At 72.9% G+C, this 11,673-nt stretch carries 11 protein-coding genes; 5 read left to right on the forward strand and 6 right to left on the reverse strand.

Annotation, left to right across the window (positions count from 1 at the left end; genetic code table 11):
* Nucleotides 1-17: 17 nt before the first annotated feature.
* Nucleotides 18-2,093, reverse strand: a complete 2,076-nt coding sequence (locus WIS52_RS10490) for a transglycosylase domain-containing protein (protein ID WP_349297983.1) — start codon at nucleotides 2,091-2,093, stop codon at nucleotides 18-20.
* A 72-nt stretch (nucleotides 2,094-2,165) separates the two neighbouring features.
* A complete protein-coding gene (locus tag WIS52_RS10495) occupies nucleotides 2,166-2,534 on the reverse strand; it encodes a TraR/DksA family transcriptional regulator (RefSeq protein ID WP_349297984.1) in 369 nt (122 codons plus the stop codon).
* Between the two features lie 19 nt (nucleotides 2,535-2,553).
* Between WIS52_RS10495 and WIS52_RS10500 the strand changes: the two genes are divergently transcribed.
* A complete protein-coding gene (locus WIS52_RS10500; RefSeq protein WP_349297985.1) occupies nucleotides 2,554-3,012 on the forward strand; it encodes a nucleotide triphosphate diphosphatase NUDT15 in 459 nt (152 codons plus the stop codon).
* Between the two features lie 15 nt (nucleotides 3,013-3,027).
* Here WIS52_RS10500 and WIS52_RS10505 read toward each other — a convergent pair whose 3' ends face one another.
* The 3 genes from WIS52_RS10505 to WIS52_RS10515 are packed head-to-tail and all read right to left on the reverse strand — an operon-like array spanning nucleotide 3,028 to nucleotide 5,779.
* On the reverse strand, nucleotides 3,028-4,089 hold the full coding sequence (locus WIS52_RS10505; RefSeq protein ID WP_349297986.1) for an MFS transporter: 1,062 nt from the start codon (nucleotides 4,087-4,089) through the stop codon (nucleotides 3,028-3,030).
* On the reverse strand, nucleotides 4,086-4,763 hold the full coding sequence (locus WIS52_RS10510; protein WP_349297987.1) for a hypothetical protein: 678 nt from the start codon (nucleotides 4,761-4,763) through the stop codon (nucleotides 4,086-4,088). Before WIS52_RS10510 ends, WIS52_RS10505 begins: the two co-directional genes overlap by 4 nt.
* Nucleotides 4,763-5,779, reverse strand: a complete 1,017-nt coding sequence (locus tag WIS52_RS10515) for an NAD-dependent epimerase/dehydratase family protein (RefSeq protein ID WP_349297988.1) — start codon at nucleotides 5,777-5,779, stop codon at nucleotides 4,763-4,765. Before WIS52_RS10515 ends, WIS52_RS10510 begins: the two co-directional genes overlap by 1 nt.
* 218 nt (nucleotides 5,780-5,997) lie before the next feature.
* On the opposite strand from WIS52_RS10515, the gene WIS52_RS10520 reads away from it, so the two are divergent.
* Together WIS52_RS10520 and WIS52_RS10525 are read left to right on the forward strand one after the other, a co-directional pair.
* Nucleotides 5,998-6,276, forward strand: coding sequence for a hypothetical protein (locus tag WIS52_RS10520; protein ID WP_349297989.1), 279 nt, complete (start codon nucleotides 5,998-6,000; stop codon nucleotides 6,274-6,276).
* Nucleotides 6,277-6,578: 302 nt separating this feature from the next.
* A complete protein-coding gene (locus WIS52_RS10525; RefSeq protein ID WP_349297990.1) occupies nucleotides 6,579-8,147 on the forward strand; it encodes an argininosuccinate lyase in 1,569 nt (522 codons plus the stop codon).
* Between the two features lie 60 nt (nucleotides 8,148-8,207).
* On the opposite strand, the gene WIS52_RS10530 is transcribed toward WIS52_RS10525, so the two are convergent.
* Complete coding sequence (locus tag WIS52_RS10530) at nucleotides 8,208-8,750, reverse strand: DUF4234 domain-containing protein (protein ID WP_349297991.1); 543 nt, start codon at nucleotides 8,748-8,750, stop codon at nucleotides 8,208-8,210.
* 237 nt (nucleotides 8,751-8,987) lie between these two features.
* Here WIS52_RS10530 and tyrS point away from each other — a divergent pair, with 237 nt between their 5' ends.
* Nucleotides 8,988-10,385: a tyrosine--tRNA ligase gene (gene tyrS, locus WIS52_RS10535; RefSeq protein ID WP_349297992.1), complete on the forward strand. Its 1,398-nt coding sequence runs from the start codon at nucleotides 8,988-8,990 to the stop codon at nucleotides 10,383-10,385.
* A gap of 40 nt (nucleotides 10,386-10,425) precedes the next feature.
* Entirely contained in the window at nucleotides 10,426-11,661 is a 1,236-nt protein-coding gene (locus WIS52_RS10540) for an FAD-dependent monooxygenase (protein ID WP_349297993.1), read from the forward strand.
* Nucleotides 11,662-11,673: the final 12 nt, after the last annotated feature.

Here is an 11,673-nt window from a genome sequence, read left to right on the forward strand (position 1 = left end):
CGCGGGCGTCGGCGGGCTCAGGTGTCGCCGGCGTCGCCGGGCAGCGGTGCGGAGCCCCGGCCGTCGTCGAGGGCGGAGACCATCTGGAACCAGGCCCGGGCGGGCACCGCCCCACCGGAGAGGTTGCCGCTGCCGCAGATGCGCAGCGGGCCGGTGCACACCGGCCGCGGGGCCCCGGTCGGGAACGTCATGACCGCACCGGCCCGCTCGGCGGTGGCGCCGAGGAACGCCGCGGAGGAGTTGTTCTGCGCGGTCCCGGTCTTGGCGATCACCGGCCGGTTCCAGCCCACCGCCGACGCCGCCCCGGCCGCGGTGCCCGAGGTCGCGTCGCCGGACAGCGCGGTGACCAGGTCCCGGGCCACCGACTCGTCGATCACCCGGTCGCAGGCCGGGCCGGGCAGGGCGACGTCGTCGCCGTCCCGGTCGGTGACCGACTCGACGACGACCGGGTCGCAGTGCACACCGCCCGCCGCGATGGTGGCGCCGACGTTCGCCAGCTCCAGCGGGCTCGTCGCCTCGGGCCCGAGGGTGAACGACGCCCGCCGCTGGGCGATGACGGCCTCGCCGACCGTGCCGCCGTCCGGCGTCGGGGCCTGCATCGAGTTCCGCAGTCCCAGCCGCCAGGCCATGTCGACCGCGGGCTGCAGCGAGCCGAGCCGGTCGGTGAGCTCGACGAACGGGGTGTTCGGCGAGGTCGCCAGGGCCCGCTGCAGCGTCATCCCCTCGGGGTAGTCGGCGGCGTTGCGGACGGTGTAGGGGTCGTTGCCGTTGCGGAAGGCCCGCGAGGTGTAGGTGTCCGGGACGGCGAGGTCGCTGTCCGGGGTGACGATGCCCTGCTCCAGCGCCGCAGCCGCGGTGAAGACCTTGTAGACCGAGCCGGCGGCGTGCAGCGGGACGGTCGGCAACGAGTAGGCGGTCTCACCGGCCCCGGCGTCGAACCCGTAGGGGCTGCTGGAGACCAGCGCGTCGACCCGTCCGGTGCCGGGTTCGACCAGCGCGGCGACGTTCGCGACGTCGGTGGAACCGTCCGCGCCGCCGGCCTCGCGGACTGCGTCGTAGGCCTCGCGGGTCGCCCGCGGGTCCATCGTGGTCCGGATCATGTAGCCGCCGTTGCGGAGCACGCCCGCGTCGATCCCCGCCTCGCCGAGGGTGTCGACGACGGTGCGGCAGAAGTGCCCGGTCCTTTCGCGGGCCTCGTCGCAGCCCTGCCCGGGGACCCCGGCGTCCGGCCGGACCTCGACCGGGGTCTCCCGGGCCTCGGCACCCTGCGCCGCGGTGATCGAGCCGACGTCGACCATCGCGGCGATCACGGTGTCCCGGCGGTCCTTCGCGGCCTCCGGCGAGTTCAGCGGGTCGAACCGCTCCGGGGCCTGGATCATCCCGGCCAGCAGTGCGGCCTGCGGCACGTCGAGCCGGTCGGCGGTGGTCCCGAACCAGGACCGGGACGCGACCTCGACGCCGTACGCGCCGCGTCCGAAGTAGATGAGATCCAGGTAGCCGGCGAGGATCTCGTCCTTGTCCATGACCGTCTCGACGCGCTGGGCCAGCCGCATCTCGGACAGCTTGCGCTGCGGGGAGTTCTCGATCGCGGCGCGCTCCTCCTCGGGCGTGGTCGCGAGCACGTTGAGCCGGTAGTTCTTCACGTACTGCATGGTCAGCGTCGAGGCGCCCTGACCCTCCAGTGTGGAGCCCCCGGCGGTGTTGGTGACCACGGCGCGGCCCATCCCGTACCAGTCGACGCCGTCGTGGTCGTAGAACCGGCGGTCCTCGATCGCGACGATCGCGGCGACCATCGGGTCGGAGATGCCCTCCCGGCCGACCGGTTCACGGTGCTGGTCGTAGAGGTGTGCGAACGGCTCGCCCTCGACGTCGAGCAGCACGGTGGTGGCGCCCATCCGGCCGTCGCCCAGCCGGGCGCCCGCGGCCTCGTCGGTGAGCCCGGTGAGCTCGGTGGTCGCCACGGCGGCACCGACGGCGACCGGCGCCAGCATCCCGGCCACCAGCACTCCCGCCAGCACGCTCGCCCCGATCCCCTGCAGAACCCGCCGGGTGCGGTGGGGCGGGCGGGGACGTTCGGGGCCGTGCGCGGTCATGCTCTCCAGGGTTCCGCGAAGATCTCCCCAGGACGGCTCCGTGAACCTGACGGTTACCTGACGATCCGCGGGTCAACGCCGGGATCGAGGTCCGCGACGGCGTGTCGCGCACGCGATGCAGGTGGTGGTCGCCGGGAGGGCGTCGAGCCGTTCCGGGGCGATCGGCCCGCCGCAGCCGGTGCAGGTCCCGTAGTCGCCCGAGGCCATCCGCCGTGCGGCGCGGTCGAGGTCGTCGCACTCGCGTTCCGCCGCGGCCAGCAGCCCCTGCAGCTGGGCCCGCTGGACGGCGATCGTGACGCCCTCGGGGTCGTGCTCGTCGTCGTGGGTGGTCAGGGCCTGCTCGCCGGCGAGCGAGTCGAGCTCCCGGCGCAGGGACCCGACCCGGCCGGCGACGCGCGCGCGTTCGGCGGCCAGCGACGCGGGGTCCATGCGTCCCAGCATGCGTGGCAGGGTCCGGTGCATGGAAGACAGCGCGCTCCCCCGCCCGGTCAGCGGTGTCGGCGTCGTCCTCACCCGCGACGACGGCCGGGTCGCGATCGGGCACCGCGTCACCGCGGGCGAGACCCCGTCCTGGTCGTTCCCGGGCGGGCACCTGGAGGGTGGCGAGACCCCGGTGGGCGCGGCGTTGCGTGAGCTGGCCGAGGAGACCGGCGTCGTCGGCACGGCCGGCCGGCTGTTCGCGGTCTGCGTGCGCACCGGCGGCAGCGGGGTGACGTTCGCGGTGCACGTCGAGGCCCCGGCCGGCGCCGAGCTCGTCGTCACCGAACCGCACGCGGTCGACGCCTGGCGGTGGGCCGGCCCGGACGCGCTGCCGGAACCGCTGTTCGCGCACACCGCCGCGGTCCGGCACGCCTGGCGGGCCCCGGGCGTCGCACTGCCGGGGTGGGACCTGCACCCGGTGAGGGGCACACAGGGGTAGTTCGACCCCGCGCGCTCAGCCGGCCGCGGTGATCACCCGGTGTGCGGTGTCCGGGACGAACAGGCACCCGATCAGCCCTACCAGGGCACCGACCCCGCCCAGCGCCAGTGCGATGCGCAGGTCTCCCCCGGCGATCGACACCGCGGCCAGCGGGAACAGGCCCGACCCCAGGCCGCGCGCGACGTAGTAGGTGGCGTTGCTGCCGAAGGCCCGGTAGCGGGTCGGGTAGAACTCCGAGATCCACGTCCCGAGGACGCCGAAACCGGCGTAGCCGATCGCCGGGCCGATCAGTGCGACCACCGCGACGACCGTGCTCCCGGTGCCGGCGAACGCGAACCCGGCGAAGGCCAGGACACCGACCACCGACGCGACCAGGGTGGCGCGCCGCCGGCCGATCCGGTCCGAGGTGGTCCCGGCGACGACGTAGGAGACGATCCCGAGCAGCGTCCCGACGGTGAGCACGACCGTCGACGCGGGCAGCCAGACCGCGGCGGCGCCGGCGATCGCCAGACACACGCCCCCGATGACGACGAAGCCGGTCCGCCAGCCCGGATCCGACCCGAGCGTCGAGATCGTCACGAAGAGGATCAGCTGGGTGACCAGCGTCCCGGCGAGGAACATGCCCTGCAGCACCGAGCCCATGAACCCGCGCCGGGGTGAGCGCCAGCTCTCGGCGAACATCGCGAAGACGACGCCGAACGCCCCGCCCATCGCCAGGCCCGCGACCACCCGGGTCAGGGTGAACAGCGTGTAGTCGTGGACGAACCCGCCGACGATCGCGGCGAAGGAGTAGAGCGCGGTGAACACGACGTAGCTCGCCCGGCGGCCCCACCGGTCGGCGACCCAGCCGAACAGGAAGCCGCCGGCGATCGAGGCGAGGCTCTGCCAGGTGATCACGGCGACCACCGACTGGGTGCTCACCGCGAACGAGCCGGCCAGGTCGCGCAGCGGGTAGCTCAGGAGGTTGAGCTCCATGCTCTCGATCAACGCGCCGACGATCGCGAACGTGAGGATCAGGTGCCGCTCGCGTGGTGTGTAGGCGGTGGCGGGGGTGACCGCGGACGCGGGCGAGCTCATCGCCGGGCCCCCGGCTCGTCCTGCCGGAGTTCGAACAGCAGCTCGTACTCCTCGGGGTCGGCCGCGGGGACCAGGTCCAGCGCCCCGAGCAACGCCGTTGCCGGCACCCCGGGCTGCGGTTCGAGCAGCAGCAGCGCCGCCTCGGCGTCCTGCTGGGTGGCCGAGGCCCGGCCCTCGCTGGTCGCGGCCTTGGCGGCGCCGATCGCGGCGTCCGGCTCGTAGAGCGACCCCAGGTGCAGCAGGTGCTCGTCGCGCAGCCGCGCCAGCGCGCCGGTGAGGCCGTCGGGGACGGGCGTCGCGGGGTCGAGATCGACGGCGACGCACCGGCCCGTCGCGCCGGATCCGCAGACGGCGGTCACCCGGCAGGCCGACCGCCGGAACTCGGCGAACAGCGGCACCACCCGGCGGGTCAGGTCGGTCGGGGCGTCCAGGGCCCGCAGGTAGGGGGCCGAGGCGAGCACGTCGACGTCGTCGGTCTCGTAGATCGTGAGGAAGCGGGTGCGGCCGTCCCGCGAGCCGGCGGCGTCGACCCAGCGGCGGGCCCGGCGGAAGCCCGGGATCCCGACCCGTTCGGGCAGGTGCTGGAAGTTGTACCAGTCCTCGAACAGGGACCGGTCGTCGTCGGCGATCGTGATCCGGTTGAGCATCGCACCGGCCCCGGCGAGCGCCTGCATCAGAACACGCCGTCGCGCTGCTGGAACATGGTCGGCTTGCCGATCGTGGGGCCCGACCGGACCACCCAGCGGGCCACGTCGGAGACCATCTCGGCCAGCGTCGTGCCGGGGAACCCGAACTCGCGCTGCAGCTGCGTCCCGTCCATCACGTAGGCGGTGCCGGACTCGGTGCCCTCGAACACCGGCGCGCGGCCGAGGATCTCGCCGAACCGCTCGGCGAGGCGCCGGACCGACACGATCTCCGGCCCGGTGATGTTCAGCGCCCGCGGCGGCGACGACGCCAGGTGCAGCGACCGCAGCGCGTAGGCCGCGACGTCGCGCTGGGAGATGACGCTGACGTGCCCCATCTCCAGCGGTATCGGCACGCCGTCCCGCACCGACCGGGCGATCTCCAGCAGCACCCCGTAGCGGGTCTCGATCGCGTAGCCGAGCCGGAACAGCAGCACCGGCGTCCCGTTGACCCGGGAGAAGTGCTCGAACACGCGCTCGCGCCCGACACAGGAGACCGCGTACTCGCCGACCGGCCCCGGCGGATCGGTCTCCCGTGACCCACCGGTCGTGACGTCGGCGAGCGGGTAGACGAGCAGGGTCGAGAAGGCGACGATCCGCGACGTCCGGAAGCGCTGGGCGACCCGTCCCGGCAGGTAGGTGTTCATCATCCAGGTGCGGTGCTCGTGGCCGCGGGTGCCGAACTTGACCCCGGCCATGTAGACGACGTTGCGGGCGTCCGGCAGCGCGGCGAGGTCCGCGTCGTCGGTCAGGTCCGCGGACACCGGCTCGACGCCGTGCCGCTCCAGCGTCGCGCGGGCGGCCGGGTCGGTGAACCGGGCCACGCCGTAGACCCGGGTGCCGGTGCCCGCCTCCTGCACCGCCCGGGCCGCCATGCCGGCGACCGAGGGCCCGACCTTGCCGCCGGCACCCAGGACGCAGATGTCGCCGTCGAGCCGGGCGAGGTCGTCGACGACCTCCGGCGGGGGGACGGTGAGGGACTCCTCCAGCGTGCTGACGTCGGTCATCGTCGACCTCCTCCGGTGGCGTCCGCATACTGTTGCATTGCGAAACGATTGATGCCAGGTGCGCCGCCCTCCATCCACGGAGCGCTCCCGCCGGCCGGGCCCGACAGCTCGACACGATCCGGTGACGGTCCCGGATCCACCGATCGCGTCCGGTTCGCCCGTCCTACCGTCGAGGGTGGCGGAGGATCTTCCGCCGAGTAGTCTGAAAGGAAGGACCCATGCGCAAGTCCGTTCGCGCCGCCCTCGTCGGCACCGCCGTGCTCCCGCTCGCCGTCGCCGCTCCCGGCGCCGCCTTCGCCGGAACCACCGGCGCCTCCGAGTCGAGCGGCACGATGCTCTCGGGCTCGAGCCAGTCCGACAGCAACCGGTCCGACAACAACCGGTCCGACAACAACCGGTTCAACAACAACCGGTCCGGCAACGACGGCCTCGTCGACGGGCTCGTCGGCGAACTGCTGGGCGGCAACAGCTCGTCCGGCAGCAACGGCCTGCTCTGATCCCCCGCGCGATCCCGGGCGCGTGGCGTTCGCGTCGCGCACCCGGCTTCGCCGGAATTCCTCGACCATCCCGGAGTCGGTGACGATCCGCCGGCACCGCCACCCTGCTGCTGCCCCCGCTGCGCTCGGCACGGGAGAACCGGCTCGGTATGGCGTGTGCCGCGGTGGGCCGCTGAGAAGCGGTCTCGCAATCCCAAGGCCGCCCCAAGAAATCGGCCATCGGGTGGAAAACGCCCAGACCACCGGGAACCGTCGTGTTCGTCGTGACCGCGAAGAAGCGAGCACCACGAAAGGACACTTCGATGACGAGGACCTCCCGGCGACCCCTGTGGCGCCATGCGCGATCACTCGCCGTCCCCGCCGTGGTCGGCCTGCTGCTGACCACCGGACTCGCCTCCTCCCAGGAACAGAGCCTCGACGTCCGACCGGCGGCCGGCGTCACGGCTCAGCAACAGGAACAGGACCGGGACCAGTTCTTCTGGCTCGCCCAGATGAACAAGGCGACGACCGTCATCAACAGCGACGAGGGGCTGCTGGACCCGGAGAAGGCGACGGACATCGCCGCCGCCCTGCGGAAGGTCATCCTCGATGCCGAGGCGCCGGACGCCGAGCGCCCGTCGACCGTCGTGAACTTCGAGCCGTTGCTCATCGAGGCCGGTGGACCGGACGTCACGTTGCTCCACGCCGGACGGTCCAGTCAGGACATGCACGCGACCTACCGCGCCGCCATCCTGCGGGACGAGATGCTCGGACTCGCCGACCAGCTCAACACCACGTCGCGGACCCTGGTGGAGCTCGCCGCGGAGCACACCGGCACCATCGTCCCGAACTACACCAACGGCGTCGCCGCCCAGCCCAACAGCTACGCGCACTACCTGCTCGGCCACGCCGCGGGCTTCGACCGTGATGCCGAGCGGATCCGCCAGGCCTACGCCCGGATCGACCGCTCCGCGATGGGGACGACGGTCCTGAACGGCACCGGCTGGCCGCTGAACCGGGAGCGGATGGCCGAGTACCTCGGGTTCGCCGGCGTCGTCGACAACGCCTACGACGCGTCGCAGATCTCCTCGATGGACCAGCCGGTGGAGGTCGGCTCCATCGTCACCTCGGTCGCCCTGCGCACCGGGAACCTCGTCGAGGACGTGCTGACCCAGTACTCCCAGACCCGCCCGTGGATCCTGCTCGAGGAGGGCGACGGCAACACCTACGTCTCCTCGGCGATGCCGCAGAAGGCCAACCCGGGTCTGCTCAACGACACCCGCAGCGACGCCTCGCACGCCGTGACCCTCGCGCAGGGGCCGGTCGTCCAGACGCACAACATCACGCCCGGCATGCCCGACCCGAAGGACGTCTCGAACAACTCGGAGATGGTCGAGGCGGGTGCGACCGCACTCGAGGGCCTGGACGAGGCCCTGCAGGCGCTGGTGATCGACCCGGAGCGCGCGCTCGAGGAGGTCAACAGCGACTGGACGGCGTCCCAGGAGATCGCCGACGTCCTGATGCGGGACCACGACCTGCCGTTCCGCGAGGGGCACCACGTCGCGTCGGAGATCGTCGACTTCGCCCGCGCGAACGACATCCGCCCGCTCGACTTCCCGTACGCCGAGGCCCAGCGGATCTACACCGAGACGGTCCCGGGCCAGGAGCTCCCGCTCACCGAGGAGCAGTTCCGGGCCGCGCTCGACCCGGTCGCCATCGTGAACAACCGGGCGACGTCGGGCGGCTCACAGCCGGCCGAGCTCGACCGCATGATCACCGAGGCACAGGCGCGGCTGACCACACAGGACGAATGGATCGCCGCCCGGCGCGGTCACATCGCGGACTCGCTCGCGAGCCTCGACCGGGACTTCGCGGGGATCGTCCAGGGCTGACGGCGGGCGGTCCCCGGGCTCGCCCGGGTCGCGGACTCGGGGATCACCGGCGTCGGGCGGTCAGCCGGCGAGCACGACCGGCGTCCGCTCCGGCACCGCGTAGGCGTCGGCGATCCGGCGGCCGGTGTTGTAGAACGACACCAGCGGGGCGACGACGGTCCAGCCCAGGAAGATCAGCACCAGCATCGGGCCGGCCACCGGCACGGGGCGGCGCGGGTCGAACTCCGCCATCTCGCGGTGGATCTTGTAGTACCAGACCAGGCCGTAGATCCCGAAGGTGATCGGCGGCAGGCCGAGCCAGACACCGACCGGGTTCCGGCGCGTCATCGCCAGCCCGGTCGCCGCCCGCGGTGGCGCCGACAGCTCACCCGGCCGCCACGCCGCCATCTCGGCGCCGGGGCCCGGCCGGTGCCGCGCGTCGACCCGCGGCGCCTGCTGCCACTGCGGTCCGACGCCGGCGGGCGGGCCGTACGGGGCGTGGCCGGCCGGGTGGCGCTGCGGCCCCTGCCCGTTCTCCGGGGGTCGATAGTGGGACGGCACGGGGCGCTGCGGGGAGTCGAACGGGCTGGACCCGGGAGCCTCCGGGGTGACGGACGTGTGCACTGCGGGATCGCTCGGCCGGCCCGAGATATGACGGTCTCGCACGGTGTGCAGTCGCCGTTACCGCCAGGGGGCAGATGCCGGGAATGTTCTGATCGGCGCTTCGCCGATGGGTGCGCGCGCCCGTATCCAGGCGTTCTCGTCGAGCGCAGCGACGCGATCGACCGGACACGGGGGAAGCCGGCGCGACCGGCACGCTCGATAGAATGGACCGGCTGACCACCCCACGCAGGAGCTGTGATGACCCGCCTGAGCCAGTCCGTCGACCGCGCCACCGCCCTGCTCCGGAACGGGGACCTCGCGGCCGACGCCACCGTGCGGGAGCTGCTCACCGAGACCACGCAGCGCCGCAGCCTGGACCTGTCGGACCTGTCTCCCGCCGAGCAGGCCGCCCTGATCGCCGCGCGCTCGCAGGAGCTCCAGCCCTCCGCGGACGCGCTGGCCGAGCGGATCATCGAGGCCGAACGGAAGGGCCGCGGGTTCGTCACCAAGTTCGGCATCGACCCGACCGGCGCCGAGGTGCACCTGGGCCATTCGGTGCCGATGCTGATCCTCAGCCGCTTCCAGCGGATGGGGCACGACCTGGTGTTCATCGTCGGCGACATGACGGCGAAGATCGGCGATCCGTCCGGCCGCTCCGACGAGCGCCCGGCGCTCACCGACGCCGACATCGCGCGCAACCTCGCGACCTACCGCGAGCAGGTCACCCCGTTCTTCGACTTCGACCGGGCCCAGTTCCGGCACAACGGTGACTGGCTGCGCGAGGTCAACCTGCCGAAGATCATCGAGATCACCGCGCAGATTCCGGTGTCGATGCCGCTGCAGCGCGAGGACTTCCGCAAGCGGCTCGAGGCCGGCCAGGGCCTGACGCTGGCCGAGCTGATGTACTCGGTCGCGATGGCGCTCGACTCGGTCGAGACCGAGTGCGACCTCGAGGTCGGCGGGATCGACCAGTTCCTCAACATGCAGATGTGCCGCAAGGTCATGGACATCTGCGGCCAGGTCCCCGAGCTGGTGGTCGCCACCTCGCTGATCGAGGGCACCGACGGCACCGGCGCCAAGATGAGCAAGTCCAAGGGCAACTACGTGCCGCTGACCGCCCCGCCCGGCGAGATCTTCGGCAAGATCATGTCCGTGCCGGACCGGCTGGTCGAGCCCTACTTCCGGGCCCTGTCGGAGTGGCTGGACCCGGAGCTCGCGGTGACCGCCGAGCGGATCGCGGCCGGATCGCTGCACCCGATGGACCTGAAGAAGATCCTCGCCGGTGAGGTCACCGCCGCCCTGCACGGTGTCGACGCGGCGATGAGGGCCCGCGAGGAGTTCGTGGCCCGGTTCTCGAAGCGCACCTTCGGCGAGGTCGCGGACCTCCCGACGGTCGCCGACGCGAGTGTGTCGGTCACCGAGGTGGTCAAGGCCCTGGGGTTCGCCAAGAGCAACGGCGACGTCCGGCGGGTGGCCCAGCAGAACGGCCTACGCCTGGTGATCGAGTCCGACGGCGGGCAGGAGCAGGTCACGCTCAGCGCCGACGACGCCCGCGAGCCGCTCGCGACCGTCGCCAAGGACAAGCTCGACGGGCGGACCGGCGACTACTACCTCAAGGTCGGCCGCAAGCTGGCCCGGGTTGCGGCGACGACCTGATCGGGCAGCGGGCGCCGGCTCGGCCGTACGGTCCTGACCCATGAGCGATTCCCCGGGCTGCGTCGTGGTCGGCGGTGGGCCCGCGGGCGTCCTGCTCGGGTACCTGCTCGCGCGGGCCGGCGTGAAGGTCACCGTGGTCGAGTCCCGCGGCGACTTCGACCGCCGCTTCCGCGGCGACTCGCTCGCCCCGCCCGTCCTGGACTATCTCGACCGGCTCGGCCTGGCCGAGCCGCTGCTCGCCGAGATCCCGCACGCCCGCGCCGACGCCTTCGTGTGGGCGACCCCCGACCGCCGCTACGTGCTGGCCGACTATCGCCGGACCAGCGCGAAGTTCCCCTTCTACGCCCTCGTCCCGCAGGCCAGGTTCCTGCCGTGGCTGGTCGAGCGTGGCCGCCCCTACGGTCTCGAGGTCCGGATGGGCAGCCGTGCCTCCGAGCTCGTGCGTGACGAGACCGGCCGGGTCCGCGGCGTCGTGGTGGCGGACGGGACCGACCGCGAGATCCTGCCGGCCGATCTCGTCGTCGGCTGCGACGGACGCAACTCCCGGGTCCGGCGCCTCGCCTCGGTGACCGCCACCGAGCTCAACTCCAGCATCGACATCGCGTGGATCGCGCTGCCGCGCCGCGCGACCGACCCGGACACGTCCGGTCTCGAGCTCGTCACCGAACCCGGCCACAGCATCGCGTGTCTCGGGCAGGGCGAGGGCTGGCAGATCGGCTTCACGCTGCGCGCGGACAGCTTCCCCGCCCTGCGCGAGACCGGGGCCGCGCCGCTGCGCGCGCTGCTGCGACGCCGTCTGCCGTGGCTGGAGGACCGGATCGAGCTGCTGTCCGACGTGGACGACCTGGCGCTGCTTCCCATCCGGATCACCCGGCTCGACCGCTGGACCGAACCCGGCCTGCTGCTGATCGGGGACGCCGCGCACGTCATCTCACCGGTCGGGGGCAACGGCATCAACTTCGCCGTGCTCGACGCCGCCGAAGCCGCGAACCGGCTCGTCGGCCCGCTCACGGCCGACCGGGTCGATCCGGCGGCCGTCGACGCCGCCGCTGCGGCGGTGGAACGGGTGCGGCGGCCACTGGTCGATCGGGAGCAGCGGTTCCAGGTGCGTACCGAACGCGCCACCGCGGGCAGGCTGGAGACGGGCGCCGATCCCCGTCCGCCGCTGCCGCTCAGGATGATCGCCGACGTCCCCGGGTTCGCCCGGTGGAGCGCCGGCCGGGGCGCGAAGGCACTCGCGGCACCGGAACCGGACCCGCGATTCACCAGGCGGTGATGCCGGTGCCGC

This window comes from Pseudonocardia nematodicida (assembly GCF_040105385.1).
Lineage (GTDB): Bacteria > Actinomycetota > Actinomycetes > Mycobacteriales > Pseudonocardiaceae > Pseudonocardia > Pseudonocardia nematodicida.